Source organism: Pseudoalteromonas sp. CR1, assembly GCF_019392235.1.
Lineage (GTDB): Bacteria > Pseudomonadota > Gammaproteobacteria > Enterobacterales > Alteromonadaceae > Pseudoalteromonas.
The window spans coordinates 15170-34565 of the sequence record NZ_JAHXRM010000002.1 but is presented as its reverse complement, the minus strand read 5'-3'; the positions used below and the strand labels follow the sequence as shown (position 1 = coordinate 34565).

The window sequence follows — 19396 nt, the reverse complement described above, 5'->3', positions numbered from 1 at the left end:
TTATGCTTAGTAATTGTGTTCGCAACGGCTTTTTGGCTGTTCAATCAACTAAGCATAGCTAACCTTAAATTACAGTTTTGAGTCAGCGTTAAATCTTTACAGACGTTACTTTTTGATAGCCTTCAGATTCAAGCTCATCATTTACACAATTTAAAACATATGCGTAAAGGTCTTCATTCATTACATCGTCGTCTTTAGCCCAGTTAACGCACATCTCAGTGTACTCTTTTATCATTTGCGATGAAGCTACTGGTGTGTCGTCTGCTACTGAGTATGTTGCATATACTGCAAATAGTGACGCTGTTAATGATGCAAGTAATGCTTTTTTCATTCGTTTATTCCTAAAAAAATGGTTTCATAACGGTTATTGTCGCTACAAAACAAAGGTGCCCAAGCAGAACGCTTCTGTTGGTAAGCTGAATTTAATCGAATTTTAAATAAAAGATAACGAAAAATATTTATCGTAAAGATAAGTTTATTTATAGGCCGTTTTTTTTATAATTATTTGTATAAGCTTAATTAATACGTTAATGTCGCCTATTTTTAATATATAGAATAACAAATGACACCTAACACGCCCGATACACCTAAAAAAAGCATTCAATCAACCAATAAAATAGAGCATGCATTGGAGTCATTTATTTTTAAAGGCCGTTGGTTGTTAGCGCCTTTTTTTGTTGGCCTTTTGTTTGCGGTTATTTTGTTATTGATTAAATTTTTTAAACAACTGTATTTAATGGGGATTGCTACTTTTACAGCATCAAACCAAGATTTACTGGTAGGTATATTGACGCTAGTTGATACAGCGTTGCTCGCAGGCCTTTTGTTGATTATTATTTTCAGTGGATACGAAAATTTTGTATCTAAGCTGGGCATAGATAATCACGAAGATAAGCCATCTTGGATGGGCAAAGTAGGGTTTTCAGGGCTTAAAATGAAGCTGATCAGCGCAATTGTTGCAATATCAGCTGTTGAACTCTTAAAAGTGTTTATAAATTCAGAGGCACATTCAAACGACGAGCTACTCTGGAAAGTAATAATCCACGTTACTTTTGTGATGTCGGGCGTGTTGTTTGCATTTACTGACTACCTTAATAGTAAAACCCACAATCATTAATTTACCTACAAAAAAGCCCATGTCATTACATGGGCTTTTTGTTTTCACTAATTAGTGGTTAGTATCAATTAGCACGTTGCGTAATAGCATGCATACGGCGCTAATAGTAATTGCTCGTTCTCTATGTGGCCTTTGTGATGACTAAGCTCACCAAACTCTGTAGAGATAACAGTTGGCAGCGATAAGGCTGCTTCAGCGCCACTTAAATTAAAAACACATAACATCTTTTCATTTTCGAGTGTTCTGTAAAAAGCAAGAACAGGCTCATGTGTGTTAATAAATTCAATATCACCTTCAAGTAACACGGGCTTTGTTTTTCGCCATGCCATAAACTCACGATAAGCATTTAAAATAGAATTACTATCAAGAGTTTGCTGTTTTACTGATTGCTGCTTATGCTGCTCGTCTACTGGCAGCCATGGCTTAGTTTCGCTAAAGCCTGCATGTTGTAAACTTGCATTATCCCATGGCATAGGCGTTCTACAACCATCACGGCCTTTAAAGTTAGGCCAAAAGGTTATTCCATAAGGGTCTTGCAGATCTTCAAAGGCTACGCTTGCTTCGCCTAAGCCTAATTCTTCACCCTGGTACATACACACACTACCGCGTAAAGATGCGAGTAGGGCGGTGAGCATTTTACATTGCTGTGAATTAATTTCGCCATTTTGGCTCCAACGGCTTGCTACACGTTCAACATCGTGATTACTAAATGCCCAACATGGCCAGCCTTCTGTCATCCCTTTTTCAAGGGTTTGCACCGTTGTTCTTATATACTCACTTGAATAATCGTTAGTTAAAAGTTCAAAGCTATAACCCATATGCAGCTTATCACCGCCTTGTGTGTACTCTGCCATCGTGGCTAAAGAGTCCTCTGACGAAATTTCACCTAGTGATACAGTGCCAGGGTATTTATTAAGTAACGCACGAATATCTTGCATAAACTCAATATTTTCAGGTTGGGTATTATTGTAGTAGTGGTATTGAAATGCGTAAGGGTTGTCTTCACTGAAACCACGGCCTTGGCGTTTTTCTTTTGGTTTAGCAGGGTTATCACGAAGCTGCGCATCATGATAACAAAAGTTAATGGCATCGAGTCTAAAACCATCAACACCTTTTTTAAGCCAAAACTCAACGTTATCTAGCACTGCTTTTCTAACATCTGGGTTATGAAAATTTAAATCGGGTTGTTCAGTTAAAAAGTTATGAAGGTAGTATTGCCCTCTGCGTGGTTCCCATTGCCACGCACCGCCGCCAAAAATTGACAACCAGTTATTTGGTGCTGTGCCGTCTTCTTTAGAGTCAGCCCACACATACCAATCGGCTTTATCGTTATTTTGGTTTTCACGGCTGTCTAAAAACCATTGATGTTGATCTGACGTGTGGCTTAAAACCTGATCGATAATAATTTTAATATCGCGGTCGTGTGCTTGCTCAATAAGCTCGTCGAAGTCGTTTAAATTGCCAAATAAAGGATCAATATCACGGTAGTCACTAATATCGTAACCAAAATCTTTCATAGGAGATTTAAAAAATGGCGAAATCCAAATTGCATCAACACCTAAGCTCTTAATATAATCAATACGATTAATTATTCCTCTTAAATCACCAATACCGTCGTTGTTGCTATCTTGAAAGCTACGCGGGTAAACTTGATAAATAACCGCACCTTTATACCACTGCTTTTGGGCCATGCTTTTCTCCGTCATTCCAAACAGTTTTTTAAATTCTTATATGTGATTATGATGAATCACGTTATTTTCAAAAAGCATACGTGAAGGCCGAGATACTGTAAAAAGACTGCATACGTATGCACAAAAATAAGCATGTTTGAGTTACTTCAAAAAATAGATATTTAGTGTCAATTAAGCGTTATAACTAAATTAAACCTGTTTACCAATTGCGTTTAATAAAAAAGAAACATGGCATAGCACCTCGCCAGTGCATATTTTTACTGGATTGCACTATAATAGTGATTGTATGTAATGGTCTTACCAATTTCACATTCATATCTATTAATTAAATTTAGCTTATGGTGCATGGTTAAAATTTATTTCTTAATAATTACAGGCTGTTAAAGCACGTTAAAATCATTAGGCTATTTTGCATAATTGTAATATTTGGATGGAATTGGTTGCACCAATAAATACCATTTAAAACAGTGTGTTACCAAGTGTTATGTGAAGTTTATGTTAATTTATAATGGTTTTATAAGGCTTGAATACGTATGCATAAACTTGTTAATAAAATAAACCAAGCGTTAATATCCATCCTGACAACAAAATAAGCTCGCCTCGGTTTACTATCACTAAACAATTGAGCGGGTATCACAATATGGGTAACGGGAAAACATCATGTCTATGTTCAAACCAAGTATATTAACTCTGGCGTTAGCTGCTGCTGGCATCACTAGTTTTGCAGCAACTGCAGCTGAAGAAAAACAATTAAACAATGATGACGTGGAAGTTATCGAAGTTAAAGGTTTTCGTGGCAGTGTTGTTGAATCTATCAACACAAAACGCTTTTCTACACAGGTTGTAGAATCTATCTCTGCAGAAGATATAGGTAAACTACCTGACTCATCAATTGCTGAATCTATTGCACGTTTACCTGGTTTAACAGCGCAGCGTTTAGACGGTCGCGCAAGCAGAGTATCAATTCGTGGTTTTGGTGAAAACGAAAGTGGTACTACATTTAACGGCCGTGAACAGGTATCTATTAGCGATAACCGTGGCGTAGAGTTTGACCTTTACCCATCAGAAATAATGAGCGGTGTAACCGTATATAAAACACCCAGTGCTAGTTTAGATGCTGATGGTATTGCGGGTGTTATTAACATGCAAACAGTTCGACCTTTGAGTAAAGGCCAACGTGTAATCATGTTTAACGGCCAACTTGAGCAAACTGGTTTTGGTAAACTTAATCCAGACGGTGATGATCAAGGTTACCGTGGTACATTCTCATACATTGACCAATTTGCAGATGACACGATTGGTGTTGCGTTTGCTCTAAACACAATGAGTTCACCAAACCAAGAAAAGCGCTGGAACTCATGGGGCTACCCAGAGTTTACTGCTGAAGATGGTCAGTCATATTCTATTTTAGGTGGCGCTAAGCCTTACGTACGTTCTTCAACGCTTGAGCGTGACTCAGCTATGCTTGTATTAGAAGCGGCTCCTACGGATAAACTAAATATGACGTTTGATGCGTTGTATGTAGATTTTACAGATGAGCAAATTTTACGCGGTATTGAAGTTCCTTTCGCTTGGGGGCAAGGTAGTATTGATGCAAGCAGTGCTACAGTAGATGCAGAAAGTGGATTTATAACAAGTGCTGTAACACAAGGCCAACGAGTAGTAGTACGTAATGATTACCAAGAGCGTGATGCTGAATTAACTGCATTTGGTTTTAATACTAAATACGATATTGACGATTCTTGGTCAGTAGAGTTTGACGCAAGTTACTCGCAAGTTGACCGTAAAATTTGGAGTATAGAAAGCTACTCAGGTACAGGGCGTGGTGATTCTCGCGGTGTTGCAGATAACCTAGGCTATGCCTTTAATGGCGGCAATACTGGCGCTACTTTTTCACATGACTTAGATTACAGCGATTATGATTTAATCCAATTAGGTGGTCCGCTTTCGTGGGGCGCAAGCTCTGCACTAAACGATGCATATGGATTAACAGGTACTGAGTATGAAAACCAAGCGCAAGATGGCTTTATCAACGCACCTACCATTGAAGATGAACTTGTAACTCTTAAACTAGCAGCCTCTAAAGTATTAGAAAACGAATATTTTAGCTCAATTGAATTTGGCTTAGGTTATAAAGAACGTGAAAAGTCTAAATTTTCGCAAGGTTACTTTTTAACCTTGACTGATTTTTCTCTTGAAAATCCAGGTATGGTTAGTGTGCCTGAGCAATACCGTTTAGGCAGTGTTGGTTTAGACTTTATTGGGCTGGGCGACATGATTGCCTACGATGTAAATGGCTTAGTTAACGATGGTTACTATGAAACACTTGATGAAAGCTTAACTAGCTCTAGTCATGCTACTAAATCATGGACAGTAAAAGAAGAAATCACATCAGCATTTGTACAAGCTAATATCAATGCAGAAGTAAATGGTCTTCCATTAACGGGTAATGTGGGTGTACGTTACGTTCATACAGATCAATCGTCTCAAGGTAATGCTTTTGGTGTGGATAATAATACTGGCTTAGTCATTACTTCACCTACAGATATTGGTCACGATTATTCTCACGTTTTACCAAGCTTAAATTTATCACTTGCGATTGATGAGCAACAAACAGTACGTTTTGGCGCAGCTAAAACAATCTCACGGGCGCGCATCGATGTAATGAACGCCTCTGTTAATGCATCATATAATGATACACCGGATGAAAACGGTAACTTTTGGTCTGTATCGGGTGGTAACCCTAATTTAGAGCCAAAAGAGGCAACCGGTTACGATTTATCTTATGAAAACTACTTCAGTGATGAAGGTTACTTCTCTGCTGCATTCTTTTATAAAGATTTAACACAGTGGATTTTTGACGGTACTTACGCAATTGATATGTCGGGTGTTGCAGATCCATCTAATGGAGAAATTCCTGCAACTTCAGAGGGCACAGGTAGTGGTAAAGTCAATGGCGGCGGCGGTGACCTATACGGTTACGAGTTATCACTAGCGCTACCATTTAAAATCTTCCACCCGTCACTTGAAGGCTTTGGTTTAATTGCAAGCCATACAGGTATTGAATCTGATATTGAAGATGGAAATGGCAATGAGTACGAACTTCCGGGTCTTTCAGATAAAATTCAAAGTTTAACGGTTTACTACGAGATGCATGGTATTCAATTGCGTACCAGCATGCGTAAGCGTAGTGACTTCAAAGGTGATGTATACGGTTTAGGCTTTAATACAGAGCAAGTGAATATTATCGGCGAAACAATTTGGGATGTACAAGCTGGGTATGACTTCTCTGAAGCCGGTGTTGAAAGTCTTGAGGGTTTATCAATTCAGTTCCAAGTACAAAACTTAACAGAAGAGCCGTTTACATCGCTTTCTGGCGATAACGCGCTACAAGTTCGCGATTACCAAGATTACGGTCGTACTTACTTGTTAGGCTTTAGCTACAAGCTATAATTAAGGTTGTGTGTAGGAGCCCTTGTAATTTGTTTTACAAGGGCTTTTTTATAGCTACTTTATCTAAATTTTATCAAAATCTGATTTATACCAATCAAACCATTAAGTGCTATGTTGAGTTGGTATTAACACGTGGGCAATACTATGAAACCAATAAAAAACGTTGTTATTGCGGGTGGTGGAACCGCTGGTTGGATAGCCGCAGCGCTACTTAATAAAGTGTTAGGTAAAGTAATTAACATCACGCTTATAGAGTCCAGTAGCATTGGCACAATAGGCGTCGGTGAAGCGACCATTCCGCCTATTATTCAGCTTAACAATGCGTTGGGTATTAATGAACAAGACTTTATAAACGCCACCAATGCTTCTATAAAACTTGGCATCGAGTTCGAAAACTGGAAAACACCATCTCACAGTTACATGCATGCATTTGGCTCGTTTGGTAAAGATTTTCCCTTTTGTGATTTTTATAACTTTTGGGTAAAAGGGCAAATAAGTGGCAGTGAAGATTCGTTATGGGATTTTTCACTTAATTACCAAGCCGCTAAAAAGCACAAATTTGCACCACTTAAAGCTATTCCAAATACACAACTGCCTGGGCTTAGCTACGCTTTTCATTTTGATGCGACTCTATATGCTGAGTACTTAAAAAAATTGGCGTTATCACGCGGTGTAAAACACATAGATGCAAAAATTGAGCATATTACGCAATGCCCTAACACAGGCCAAATTAACAGTCTAACGCTTGATAATAATAGCCAAGTTGAGGGTGATTTATTTATAGATTGTACGGGGCAACGTGCACTTTTAATTGAGCAAACACTTAATACAGGCTTTGTTGATTGGTCGCATTATTTACCATGCGATAGCGCCGTAGCAGTGCAATCAACAGGAAGTGATGAATTAAGGCCTTATACACGTTCTATTGCACATAACGCAGGTTGGCAGTGGCAAATACCTCTGCAAAATAGAACAGGTAATGGGTTGGTTTATTGCAGCCGCTATTTATCTGACGAGTCAGCTACCGCGCTTTTACTCAACAACTTACCGGGTGAACCGACAACATCCCCTCGTTTAATAAAATTTAAAACAGGACGACGTCTAAAGCAATGGCATAAAAACGTTGTAGCAGTGGGCCTTTCTAGTGGTTTTTTAGAACCGCTTGAGTCCACTAGTATTCATTTAATTCAAAGTGCGGTTATACGTTTAATTAAGTTATTTCCTCACAATGGCGTTAGTGATGCGCTTGTTACTGAATTTAATAAGCAAAGTGTGACCGAGATAGAGCATATTCGCGACTTCATTATTTTACACTACAAGTTAACCGAACGAGAAGATACTCCTTTTTGGCGCCAGTGTAAGCAGATGGATATTCCTCAATCGTTAGCTCATAAAATGGATTTATTTAGGCAAACAGGCAAGGTAGTTCGAGAAAGTGACGAGCTATTTGCAGAAGTGGCTTGGCAACAGGTATGCATTGGGCAAGGCCTTATTCCCGATGATTACAATAGTATTGTTGACTCACTCAGTAGTGAACAACTAAACGATTTATTTTCTACATTAAAAGCGCTTATTAATTCAACGGTAGAACAATTACCCACCCATAAAGAATTTTTAGCCAATATAAAAAGGGTTTAATGATGCGATTTTTAAATAAACTATTACTTACAACAGCGTGTGCTTTTTCATGCTCAACCTATGCACTTGACGTTGAACCTACTAATTGGTGGGTAGGCATGAATAAAAACACGATTACCATCATGGTTCATGAGCAAAACATTGCAAACGAGCAAATTAAGTTAGCTAAATATAATGGTGTTAAATTAAATAAAGTAATGCGCACAGATAACCCAAATTATGTATTTCTAAATATTAGCATTACCGATGAAGCTCAACCGGGAACGCTTAAATTTAATAGCAGCGAAGCAAACCAAAGTTTCGAATTTCCACTACTTGCACGTGATAAAAACAGTGCAAAGCGCCAAGGCTTTACATCTAACGATACCCTTTATTTAATCAACCCAGATCGCTTTGCTAATGGTGATGAGCAAAACGATACCGTTCCTAGCATGTTAGAAGCTGCAAATCCTAGTATAAAGGGCGGACGCCACGGGGGTGATATACAAGGTGTTATAAACGCATTACCGTATTTAAACGATTTAGGCATTACTCAGCTTTGGTTAACGCCAGTACTTGAAAACAACATGCCAGATTATTCTTACCATGGTTATGCAATTACTGACTTTTATAAAGTTGACCCACGTATGGGCTCAAATCAGTTATATAAAACGCTCTCGGTAAAAGCAAAAGAGCAAGGCATAGGCCTTGTAATGGATATGGTACTAAACCATTTTGGCTTAGAGCATACCTGGGTTAAAGATAAACCTACCAAAGATTGGATTAACTTTAATGGTGAGTTTAAAAAAGGTAAAAACGCTACAAGCCATGCACGCCAAACTATACAAGACCCACACGCCAGTGAGTACGACAAGCGCCAGTTTAATGATGGTTGGTTTGTAGAAACCATGCCTGATTTAAATCAGCGCCAACCACTGTTAAGTGAATATTTAATTCAAAACGCTATTTGGTGGATTGAATACGCGGATTTAAGCGGTATTCGCGTTGATACCTACTCTTACTCAGATAAAGCATTTTTGAGTGATTGGACAAAAGCCATTATGCAAGAATACCCAGATTTTAATATTGTAGGAGAGGAGTGGACCTCTAACCCTGCAATCGCCTCTTACTGGCAACGTGGTAAAAATAATCAAGATGGCTATAAATCAAGCCTACCCAGTGTGATGGACTTTTCGTTACAAGAGTCGGTAATTCAAGCGCTAAATGAAGATGAAAGTTGGAACACGGGCTGGGTTAAAGTCTATGAGTCGTTGGCGAATGACTTTTTATACCCTGATACCAATAACATTATGGTGTTTGCTGATAACCACGATATGAGCCGTGTATACACCGAGCTTGGTCAAGATGTTGCAAAAACTAAAATGGCTATGACCCTATTTTTAACCACGCGCGGTATTGCACAAATGTATTACGGTACGGAGGTTTTACTAGATAACACCCCAAGTAAAGACCATGGTGATATTAGAATAGATTTCCCGGGTGGGTTTAAAGGCCAAACGAGTAATGGATTTACAGGTAAAGGGCTTACCTCGCAGCAAAAAGACATGCATAAAACAATTAGCACCTTGCTTAACTTTAGAAAAAGCAGCACTGCACTAGATAAAGGCAAGTTAGTGCACTTTACGCCTCAACAAGGTGTGTATAGTTATGCGCGTATTAGCGACGAGCAAACTGTGTTGGTATTTATGAATAAAAACACAAAAGAGCTAGTTAAGAATATTGAGTATATGCAGGAAGTAATGCCAAAAAATGCTAAAGCGCATAACTTATTCACCAACAAAACACAATTACTAGGTGATACAGTGGCTTTACCGGCAATGAGTGCCACCGTTTTAGTAATAAATACACCACAATAGTTTGCCTGAATACGTATGCAGCAACTGTATGGTTGCTGCACTAATCATTAGTATTAAGTGATACGCACTGACAAAAGACACACAATGAAAAAATCAGTTTATGCACCTGCAATTTTATGTAGCGCACTATTAATTAGTAGCTGCTCAGAAAGTAATAAAGATGAGCAACCCCAAGTAACACAGAGTAAAGCTAATGAGTTAGCTAAGCCTGTTGTATATCAAGTTTTCACTCGTTTATTTGGTAATACGCAAACCGCCAATGTGCCATGGGGCAGCAAAGAGCAAAACGGCGTGGGCAAATTTGCCGACTTTAACAACGCTGCGCTTAAGGGTATTAAAGAACTAGGTACCACGCACGTTTGGTATACGGGTGTATTGCATCACGCATTAGTGGGTGATTATACGCAGTTCGGTATTTCTAAAGACGATCCTGATGTTGTAAAAGGGCGCGCTGGCTCACCTTATGCAATTAAAGACTACTACGACGTAAACCCCGATTTAGCGATTAACGTCACTAACCGAATGGGCGAATTTAGTGAGCTTATTAAACGCACACATAATCATGGAATGAAGGTCATTATTGATATAGTACCTAACCATGTGGCGCGTAACTACGAATCGCTGGGTAAGCCAAAAGGTGTTAAAGACTTTGGTGAAGAAGATGACACCAGCAAAGAGTATGATAAAAATAATAATTTTTACTATGTACCAGGAAAGTCTTTTCAAGTACCTACAGATGCTAATTACCAAGTCCTAGGTGGCAATGCTCATCCACTTGCGGACGGCTTTTTTGACGAAAACCCAGCAAAATGGACAGGTAATGGTGCAAGAGCGCCAAAACCCGACATAAATGATTGGTACGAAACCGTAAAAGTTAATTACGGTGTTAAACCAAACGGCAGTTACGACTTTCCAACATTACCAAAAACTATAGCGACGCAAAATTATCGTGCTCATTATGAATTTTGGCAAGATAAAGAGCTTCCTAACAGCTGGTATAAATTTAGAGACATTGCACTTTTTTGGCTCGAAAAAGGCGTTGATGGCTTTAGATACGACATGGCCGAAATGGTACCGGTTGAATTTTGGAGCTTTTTAAATTCATCAATAAAAATGCAAAAGCCAGACGCCTTTTTATTGGCTGAAGTATACAACCCGAAAATGTATCGTGCTTATATTCATCAAGGTAAAATGGATTTCCTTTACGATAAAGTCGGCTTTTACGATACATTAAAGGCCATTATGCAAGTCAAGCAGCCAGCAAACACTATTTTTGATGCGCATAAAACCGTTGCCGATATAGAGCAACACATGCTGCATTTTTTAGAAAACCATGACGAGCAACGCATTGCCAGCCCAGACTTTGCAGGAAGTGCAGCGTGGGGTAAACCCGCTATGGTGGTATCTAACTTAATTAGTCGCGCGCCAAGCTTATTATATTTTGGCCAAGATGTGGGTGAAGATGGTTCTGAAAATGCTGGATTTGGTTCGCCAACTCGCACCAGTATTTTTGATTATATAGGCGTTCCTGCTCATCAAGCATGGATGAATAAGGGTCAGTTTGATGGTGCAAAACTCACTAACGAACAAGCTGCATTGCGTGAATACTACAAAGCAATTATGGCTTTAAATATTTTACCTGCTGTTGTGGGCGGCGATATGCAAGAGCTTACTATTACAGGCAGCGATCGTATTGTAGGGTTTAGCCGAGCGCTTGGGCAGCAAACAATTTTGGTACTCAGTAACTTTAGTGAGCAAACACAGAGTATCTCTGTTGATCTATCTCGGGATAAAGTAACAAAACTGGGTGAAAGCTCACTACTTGTTGATTTACTTGAGCAACACCAAGTGGCACTTAAAACACACTCGCAAGGCGCTACATTTAACCTGACACTTGAAGCATTTAGCAGCGCAGTATTAACAAATAAGGCTAATAATGAATAATCAAAATAATAATAGTGACAAGCCAAATCTAAGTTTTTGGCAAATATGGAATATGTGCTTTGGCTTTTTAGGCATACAGTTTGGTTTTGCCCTGCAAAACGGTAACGTGAGCCGTATATTTCAAACATTAGGCGCCCAAGTAGATGATATACCCATTTTATGGGTTGCTGCACCACTAACCGGTTTAATTGTTCAGCCCATTATAGGTTATTGGAGCGATAAAACTTGGGGCCGATTTGGCCGCCGTCGTCCGTTCTTTTTTGTAGGGGCAGTGTTAACAACGCTTTCGTTATTTATTATGCCGCATTCGCCAACCCTTTGGATTGCTGCAAGTATGTTATGGATCATGGATGCCTCGATTAACGTGACCATGGAACCTTTCAGAGCGCTGGTTGGTGATAACCTGCCAGAGAAACAACGTGCAACAGGCTATGGTTTACAAAGCTTTTTTATTGGTATTGGAGCGGTATTAGCCTCAGCATTACCCTGGATGATGACCAACTGGTTTGATGTAAGCAATACGGCAGCGGCAGGGCAAATTCCCGAGTCAGTCAAATATTCATTTTACTGGGGTGGGGTGGTTTTATTAGTAGCTGTTTTATGGACTGTGGCACGCACCAAGGAATATAGCCCAGAACAACTTGCTGAATTTGAAAAGCAAACAGCGAAGTCTACCACTGCAATTATTGCCGATATTAACTTTAACAAAGGCGCCATTATTTTTGTGGTGTTAGGTTTAGCAATTCTTGCATTAGTAATGGGGTTATCGCTTGAAAAAGAGCTTTACCTACTTGCTGGTGGTTTACTAGCATTTGGGATTGTGCAGTGGATTGCAGCAGCGCTTAAAAGTGCTAATAAAACCCAAGGTGGTTTTTACCAAGTAGTGCAAGATGTATTCACAATGCCAGAGGCCATGAAGCAGCTTGCATGGGTACAGTTTTTTAGCTGGTTTACGTTATTTGCCATGTGGATTTACACCACTGCCGCGGTGACTAGCTTTCACTATGGTAGTAGCGATGCAACTTCTAAAGCATTTAACGATGGTGCAGATTGGGTGGGTATTTTATTTGCCGCTTACAATGGTTTTGCTGCTATTGCCGCTATGTGTATTCCGTTTTTAGTTAAAAAAATGGGTCTAAAAGGAGCGCATTGTTTTAATTTATTGCTAGGCGCGTTAGGCCTTGCAAGCTTTATGTTTATTCAAGATCCTAAAATGTTACTTATACCTATGATTGGTGTGGGCTTTGCGTGGGCCTCTATTCTATCGCTACCATACGCTATGTTAAGTAACGCCTTACCAAGTAATAAAATGGGCGTTTACATGGGCATTTTTAACTTCTTTATTGTTATCCCGCAATTGCTAGCAGCCAGTATTCTAGGGCTTATTTTACGTCACGCATTTTCAAATCAGCCTATTTACGCATTACTAATTGGCGCAGCCTCATTTGTCGTTGCCGCTGTAGCCGTAATGCGCGTTAAAAATTCTAATTAAGGACACACAATGAAAAAATATAACCTTATAACTGCCTCACTTTTAACATTGGGTTTAACTGCCTGCGGTGCACAAAACACAAGCACAGATAATGAAAATATCGCTGCACAGGTTAAATCGGCACCTGGCGCGCCAGGCGCAGAGCCATTTTGGGCGTATGCAGGTAAAACAGGTATCGGCACATCGTTTGAAGAATATAAAAACGGTCAGTACAGTGACTCAGCTGCAACAGGCAATGTATCGAAAGTGTGGTTTTCTATTGCTAAAGGGATGATCACAGAAACTATGTTTGGGCTTATTCACCAAGCACAAATAAAAGACATGCAATTTATTGTTACCGGTAAAGATTTTACGGTAACCGAGGCTGATGACTTAGACGTAACTATTGATTACTTATACAAAGATGAGCAAGGCAGACCACTTTCACTAGCTTATAAAGTAACAAGTACCGACAAGCAAGGTCGCTTTAGTTTAGAAAAACATATATTTACCGACCCAGATACACAAACATTATTTGTACGAAGTGTATTTAATACTCAATTAGAGGGTTTAAAAGCCTACGTTAACGTTAACCCATACATTAATAATAACGGATTAGGTGACTTTGCTAAAACAACAGAGCAAGGGCTTGTAGCTTGGGAAGGCGATAACTATTTAACATTACAATCAAGTTCACCTTTTAAAGCGCAAACCGTTGGCTTTACAGGTGAAAGTGATGGCATAAGCTCACTTAAAACAACACAAGCAATTAGCAATCAGTATACGAATACCGGTGATGCTTCAGGTAATGTAAACATGCTTGCAGAACTCGGTGATATCAGTAACAACACCACATTTGATTTAGCTTTAAGCTTTGGTAACACGCAGCAGCAAAGTATGCAGCACGGTGAGCAAAGCTTGGCAAAGGGCTATAAAGCGGTACTTGATCACTACAACGGTAAAGGCGACGAGCTAGGTTGGCAAGACTACATACAAAGTATTGAGCCACTAGCAAGCATGGTTGAGCAAACTGCCGATAACGGCAAGCTTTTATATACCAGTGCCATGGTTTTAAAAGCACAAGAAGATAAAACACACGCGGGTGCACTTATTGCATCACTGTCAAACCCATGGGGTGAAACTGTATCTGCAAAAGAAGGTTCTACCGGTTATAAAGCGGTATGGGTGCGCGACTTTTACCAAGTAGCAATGGCATTTATGGCGCTCGGCGATACAGCCACTGCTAAAACAGCATTTGAGTACCTTGAAAAAGTACAAGTTAACAGCAATACGCCCGGCAATAATGGCGATACTGGCTGGTTTTTACAAAAAACACATGTAGATGGTGAGCTTGAATGGGTAGGTGTACAGTTAGATCAAACCGCTATGCCTATTATGCTTGCCTGGAAGTTACATAAAGCCAATGTACTTAGCGACGATGAACTAAAAAGTTGGTACGGTAAAATGCTAAAACCGGCAGCCGATTTTTTAGTTGATGGTGGCCTTGCTAAAATTTTATGGAACGACACGCAAATTACTCCACCGGCAACACAGCAGGAGCGCTGGGAAGAGCAAGAAGGTTACTCGCCTTCTACGACGGCTGCAATTGTTGCGGGCTTGATAACAGCCAGCGATATAGCAACACTTAGCGGTGACGACAAAAACGCTAAGCGTTATTTAGAAACGGCTAAGAAGTATAACAGCGAAATAGAATCGCAAATGTTTACTACAAAGGGTAATTTAAAAAGCGAAAATACCGATGGTGAGTACTTTATTCGTATAGGCCAAGATACTGATGCAAACTCAGACACCAAAATTAATGCGAATAATGGCCGTGAAGGGTTTAATAAAAAGCAAATTTTAGATGGTGGGTTTTTAGAACTTGTACGCTACGGTGTGCGTGGCGCTAACGACGAAAGCATTGTTAAAACATTGCCTGAATATGACGATGAAACGCTTGATGATAACCTACAGGTAAAATATAGCTTTAGTTTTGAAGATGGCACCGGCACATTTGCAGGCTACCGCCGCTATGGTAACGACGGTTACGGCGAAGATGAAGTAACAGGCACAAATTACGCAGAGGGCGGCGCTAACACTCCTGGGCAACGTGGTCGTGTATGGCCATTTTTCACCGGTGAACGCGGCCATTACGAAATTGCTGCAGCTAACGCTAGCAAAACACTTAATGATACTAAGCAGGCTGATATTAGAAATAGTTACGTAAAAGGTCTAGAACAGTTTGCGAATGAAGGCATGATGTTGCCTGAACAAGTTTGGGATGGCGTAGGTGTTAATAAAGCCGGTTATGAGTTGGGCGAAGGTACTAACTCAGCAACACCATTAGCGTGGACACATGCTGAGTACGTAAAGCTAGTTCGCTCATTAAGCGATAAACAAGTATGGGATTATTACCCAGTGGTAGAAAAAGCACTAAAGTAAACTTGTCTACTAAGTAAAGAAAAACCACGCTTATAGCGTGGTTTTTTATATTTAAGGTAAAGTTATATTTGAAGCAGGGTGCTGTGTATTGAATAACTTGAACTTTGGTTAAGAGATTTATTAACCAACTAAATTTTAACTAAATTTAATTCTGTTTTTCTCTAGCAAGAATTTTTAAGTGAAAACAAGGCGAATTTACGCGTCAATAGCGAGCCTATTGCAAATAAATTTAACGCAGTTAGTGCTAAGAATAGCTGCTTTAAATAGATATATTATCCACAGTTCAGGTTAAATATTTAACTCGATCCGCGAGCAATTAACACGGGGGGTAAAAGGGTGCTTTGTACTTCTTCTTCACGAATTAATTTTAGTAAATTTTCAACGAGCATTTGACCTGCAACGGTGGTGTTTTGCTCTATGGTTGTCAGTGGTGGGTTTACAAAGCTGGCTATAGCTATGTTATCAAACCCGACGACTGCAACATCTTTAGGGACGTTAATATTTGCTTCTTTGAGTGCTCGAATAGCACCAATTGCGATTAAGTCGCTTGCTGCAAATAACGCGTTAAATTTAATATTGTTGGCAATGAGTGAGCGAGTTGCATGATAGCCTGATTCTTCCGTTGAAATAGCGTTAGCCATTTTACGTTCGTTTATAGCAATATTGTTAGCTTCTAGTTCGTCTTTAAACCCCTGAAAACGAGCAAAAAATTCTGGGCTGTGGTCAGAAGCATCGCCAATAAATGCACAGTCTTGCCTGTTGTGGGCTATAAAATGAGCCGCCGCCTGTTTACCACCGCCGTAATTGTCGCAGCACACGGTTAGATCGGGTCTATTGTCTACCGTTGCACCCCAACATACAAATTTAGTGTTTTGATCAAGCAGGGTTTTAAACTTTGGCTGAAAGTCTATGTAATCACCGTAACCGAGTAAAATAATCCCATCGGCTCTGTGGCTATCCTCGTAATCGGCTTGCCAATCTGCACTGGCTGATTGAAACGACACTAATAAATCGTAACCTTCTTTTGCGCACGCGCGGGTAATGCTGCCCAGCATAGATAAAAAGAATGGGTTTATTTGTGATTCGTCAGAAGTCGGGTCTTCAAATAATAATAAGGCTAGCGTGCTGCTTTGCTGAGTACGCAGGTTACTCGCGTTTTTGTCGACCTTGTAATTGAGCTTTTTAGCTATGTCGTGAACACGCTTGCGTGTTTCTTCATTTACAAGCGGGCTATTTCGTAAAGCACGAGATACAGTTGATTGAGATACCCCTGCATAGTGGGCAATATCAAATGATGTAGCTTTACTTTTCATTATCACAACTTAGTTAATGTAATACACAATAGTGCCATTTTCGTTTATTAATTAAATATTTCAAGCTTTTTGTGTTTAAAGCAAATTATTTATTGATTTGACTGTGACACCGGTGTCATAATATTTATGTTTTATCATTTTGTTGTCAAAACGAATTGGCTGTTTGTAATCGCTACAGGCAGCATTTTTTCTCTGATAGCCGCTTTAGGGTGATAGCCTAAAGTAATTACACCAATGGTTTACTATTGTAGAACAAAAAAGCACTGATTGCTTAAACAAAAGAGATAACACCATGAGCCTAAACTCTTCTACCCAATTTGATCCTATCTTAGTTGCCGATATTGGTGGCACTAACGCGCGCTTTGCTTTAATTACATCGTTTGATGATACAACAAATCAATTTACTATTGAGCACAATAATACATTCCCTAGTGCTAACTTTGGCTCACTTGAAAAAGCACTGGAGCATTACCTAACAACCGTACCACACATTACACCAAAACGTGCGTGTTTGGCGGTAGCAGGCCCAATAAAGGCAGGCCAGGTTCACTTAACAAATTTAGGCTGGCACTTTAGTGTTAACGATTTTAAAGTCCATTTTGAATTGAATGAGCTTGATGTTATTAATGATTTTGCTGCTTTTGCGTACGCTGCACCTTATTTAAACCCATCGCAAAATGTTGTTATAAAAGCCGGTCAGGCAGACGATAACGCAAATATTGGCGTTATGGGGCCTGGAACGGGCTTTGGTGCGGCTTGCTTAGTCAGAACATCTCATTCTACTTCTGTTTTAAGCTCCGAAGGTGGGCATATATCACTTGCAGCGGTGACAGAACTCGACGCTTTATTAATTCAAGAACTAAAAAAAGAGCATCAACACGTTTCCGTTGAAACCGTTTTTTCTGGCCCAGGCATTACCCATTTGTATAAAGCAATGGCTGCCGTTAAAGGGCAATCGCCTAAAAACCTTGATGCTGCTCAAATTAGCAGCTTAGCAAATAGTGGCGAGTGTGATGTGTGCGATGCAACATTAAACCAGTTTTGTGATTGGATAGGCAGTGTAGCGGGTGATTTATCGTTAGCTTACGGCGCGTTAGGTGGTTTATTTATTGGTGGAGGAATATTACCGCGTATGCAAGCCCGCTTGCTCGAAAGTCGCTTTGTTGAACGCTTTTCGCAAAAAGGGATTATGTCGCAATACACAGGTCAAATACCTGTTACATTAGTAACACAAGACAACATACCTTTAATTGGCGCAGCGGCGTGTTTGCATAACGCCAAGTAGTTTTTGTTGATTGCATGTGGAAAATAGAGTGATGAAAAAAGTAACAATCAACAGTGTAGCAAGTCATGCTGGTGTGTCTAAAAAAACAGTGTCGCGGGTTCTAAATAATGAGCCTAACGTAAGTGCAGCCACACGTGAAAAAGTACTCGCTGTGTTTAAAGAACTAGATTACACGCCAAATCCTATTGCGCGTGGTTTAGCACAAAACAGAAGCTTTATTATTGGCTGCTTATACGACAATCCCAGTAAAAGTTATATCACGCGTGTTCAAACTGGTGCATTAGCCGCTTGCCAAGAAAACAATTACAACTTACTAATTCATCCATGCGAATACAGAGGCGAAGCTTTAATTAGTAATGTTGAGCAGTTGCTTCAAACATCTCGTTTAGATGGCATTGTACTTACGCCACCTTTTGGTGATTTTCCTGAGTTGGTCGAGTTTTTAACAGCTAAAAAAATTCCGTTTGCTAGAGTTGCTTCCGCAATTCTACAAGATGAATCTATTTCTGTTCGTAGCAACGACGAGCAGGGCGCATTTGAAATCACAGAACATTTAATCAGCCTTGGGCATAAGTCAATTGCATTTATTAAAGGTCATCCTGATCATAGTGCAACACAGCAACGCTTTAAAGGGTACAGGCGCGCTTTAGCAAATCACAATATTGAGTTTGACGAGCGATTAGTTGAAGAAGGTAACTTTAGTTACCACTCGGGCGTAGACAGCGCGCGCAGCATTTTAGATTTGTCACCTCGTCCCACCGCTGTATTTGCATCAAACGATTACATGGCCGCGGCTGTACTTAAACTCGCAACACAAAGGCAATTGCGTGTACCTGACGATATTTCTATAGCCGGTTTTGATAATGCACCTATTGCACGTCATATTTGGCCAGGGTTAACAACCATAGCCCAACCAGTAGAAGAAATGACAAAGCTTGCGGTTACCCAATTAATTAACCACATTACAGAGCCTCAAGAGCAACCCTTTCAAATCACGCTTGAATCACGTTTAATAACGCGTGAATCAACAGCACGCGTAAATCCATAAAATACTTTTTCACAGTAGCCTGAATATGAGTGACGCTTATTCAGGCTTTTTTTGCCCGCAGCTTGATAAAAGTGTGTATGTACACAAGAATTTAAGTGTTCATTAATTGGTCATGATAAAAAGTTAAATTAAATTTAG

Annotated in this window: 12 protein-coding genes; 9 read left to right on the top strand and 3 right to left on the bottom strand. The window is 39.7% G+C overall.

Going from position 1 to position 19396, the window contains the following annotated elements; genetic code table 11:
- Positions 1–88: 88 nt before the first annotated feature.
- A complete protein-coding gene (locus KZZ04_RS03040; RefSeq protein ID WP_058404446.1) occupies positions 89–331 on the bottom strand; it encodes a hypothetical protein in 243 nt (80 codons plus the stop codon).
- 231 nt (positions 332–562) lie between these two features.
- Between KZZ04_RS03040 and KZZ04_RS03035 the strand changes: the two genes are divergently transcribed.
- Positions 563–1117 carry a TIGR00645 family protein gene (locus KZZ04_RS03035; RefSeq protein ID WP_058404447.1) on the top strand — a complete coding sequence of 185 codons (555 nt, stop codon included), beginning with the start codon at positions 563–565 and terminating at the stop codon, positions 1115–1117.
- Positions 1118–1185: 68 nt separating this feature from the next.
- Here KZZ04_RS03035 and KZZ04_RS03030 read toward each other — a convergent pair whose 3' ends face one another.
- Positions 1186–2808: an alpha-glucosidase family protein gene (locus tag KZZ04_RS03030; RefSeq protein WP_219421755.1), complete on the bottom strand. Its 1623-nt coding sequence runs from the start codon at positions 2806–2808 to the stop codon at positions 1186–1188.
- Between the two features lie 660 nt (positions 2809–3468).
- Here KZZ04_RS03030 and KZZ04_RS03025 point away from each other — a divergent pair.
- The 6 genes from KZZ04_RS03025 to KZZ04_RS03000 all read left to right on the top strand — a co-directional run bounded on the left by KZZ04_RS03025 (position 3469) and on the right by KZZ04_RS03000 (position 15612).
- Entirely contained in the window at positions 3469–6261 is a 2793-nt protein-coding gene (locus KZZ04_RS03025; RefSeq protein WP_058404449.1) for a TonB-dependent receptor, read from the top strand.
- Between the two features lie 144 nt (positions 6262–6405).
- A complete protein-coding gene (locus tag KZZ04_RS03020; protein WP_058404450.1) occupies positions 6406–7899 on the top strand; it encodes a tryptophan halogenase family protein in 1494 nt (497 codons plus the stop codon).
- Complete coding sequence (locus KZZ04_RS03015) at positions 7899–9755, top strand: glycoside hydrolase family 13 protein (protein ID WP_058404451.1); 1857 nt, start codon at positions 7899–7901, stop codon at positions 9753–9755. The genes KZZ04_RS03020 and KZZ04_RS03015 overlap by 1 nt, the downstream gene beginning before the upstream one ends.
- An 84-nt stretch (positions 9756–9839) precedes the next feature.
- On the top strand, positions 9840–11699 hold the full coding sequence (locus tag KZZ04_RS03010; RefSeq protein WP_058404452.1) for an alpha-amylase family glycosyl hydrolase: 1860 nt from the start codon (positions 9840–9842) through the stop codon (positions 11697–11699).
- The gene (locus tag KZZ04_RS03005) at positions 11692–13191 is read left to right on the top strand and encodes an MFS transporter (RefSeq protein WP_219421754.1); all 1500 of its coding nucleotides are present in this window, start codon (positions 11692–11694) and stop codon (positions 13189–13191) included. The genes KZZ04_RS03010 and KZZ04_RS03005 overlap by 8 nt, the downstream gene beginning before the upstream one ends.
- A gap of 9 nt (positions 13192–13200) precedes the next feature.
- On the top strand, positions 13201–15612 hold the full coding sequence (locus KZZ04_RS03000) for a glycoside hydrolase family 15 protein (RefSeq protein WP_219421753.1): 2412 nt from the start codon (positions 13201–13203) through the stop codon (positions 15610–15612).
- A 296-nt stretch (positions 15613–15908) separates the two neighbouring features.
- On the opposite strand, the gene KZZ04_RS02995 is transcribed toward KZZ04_RS03000, so the two are convergent.
- On the bottom strand, positions 15909–16925 hold the full coding sequence (locus KZZ04_RS02995) for a LacI family DNA-binding transcriptional regulator (RefSeq protein ID WP_219421752.1): 1017 nt from the start codon (positions 16923–16925) through the stop codon (positions 15909–15911).
- A gap of 292 nt (positions 16926–17217) precedes the next feature.
- Here KZZ04_RS02995 and glk point away from each other — a divergent pair, with 292 nt between their 5' ends.
- Both glk and KZZ04_RS02985 read left to right on the top strand, forming a co-directional pair.
- Entirely contained in the window at positions 17218–18210 is a 993-nt protein-coding gene (gene glk / locus KZZ04_RS02990) for a glucokinase (RefSeq protein ID WP_058404455.1), read from the top strand.
- 31 nt (positions 18211–18241) lie between these two features.
- On the top strand, positions 18242–19258 hold the full coding sequence (locus KZZ04_RS02985) for a LacI family DNA-binding transcriptional regulator (protein WP_058404456.1): 1017 nt from the start codon (positions 18242–18244) through the stop codon (positions 19256–19258).
- The last annotated feature ends 138 nt before the right edge of the window (positions 19259–19396 follow it).

What these genes read in the sequence shown, in the direction of transcription:
- KZZ04_RS02985 (WP_058404456.1), top strand. Translation starts at nt 18,242, where the DNA reads ATGAAAAAAGTAACAATCAACAGTGTAGCAAGTCATGCTGGTGTGTCT.
- KZZ04_RS03000 (WP_219421753.1), top strand. Translation starts at nt 13,201, where the DNA reads ATGAAAAAATATAACCTTATAACTGCCTCACTTTTAACATTGGGTTTA.
- KZZ04_RS03035 (WP_058404447.1), top strand. Translation starts at nt 563, where the DNA reads ATGACACCTAACACGCCCGATACACCTAAAAAAAGCATTCAATCAACC.
- KZZ04_RS02995 (WP_219421752.1), bottom strand. Translation starts at nt 16,925, where the DNA reads ATGAAAAGTAAAGCTACATCATTTGATATTGCCCACTATGCAGGGGTA.
- glk (WP_058404455.1), top strand. Translation starts at nt 17,218, where the DNA reads ATGAGCCTAAACTCTTCTACCCAATTTGATCCTATCTTAGTTGCCGAT.
- KZZ04_RS03015 (WP_058404451.1), top strand. Translation starts at nt 7,899, where the DNA reads ATGATGCGATTTTTAAATAAACTATTACTTACAACAGCGTGTGCTTTT.
- KZZ04_RS03020 (WP_058404450.1), top strand. Translation starts at nt 6,406, where the DNA reads ATGAAACCAATAAAAAACGTTGTTATTGCGGGTGGTGGAACCGCTGGT.
- KZZ04_RS03010 (WP_058404452.1), top strand. Translation starts at nt 9,840, where the DNA reads ATGAAAAAATCAGTTTATGCACCTGCAATTTTATGTAGCGCACTATTA.
- KZZ04_RS03040 (WP_058404446.1), bottom strand. Translation starts at nt 331, where the DNA reads ATGAAAAAAGCATTACTTGCATCATTAACAGCGTCACTATTTGCAGTA.
- KZZ04_RS03005 (WP_219421754.1), top strand. Translation starts at nt 11,692, where the DNA reads ATGAATAATCAAAATAATAATAGTGACAAGCCAAATCTAAGTTTTTGG.
- KZZ04_RS03030 (WP_219421755.1), bottom strand. Translation starts at nt 2,808, where the DNA reads ATGGCCCAAAAGCAGTGGTATAAAGGTGCGGTTATTTATCAAGTTTAC.
- KZZ04_RS03025 (WP_058404449.1), top strand. Translation starts at nt 3,469, where the DNA reads ATGTCTATGTTCAAACCAAGTATATTAACTCTGGCGTTAGCTGCTGCT.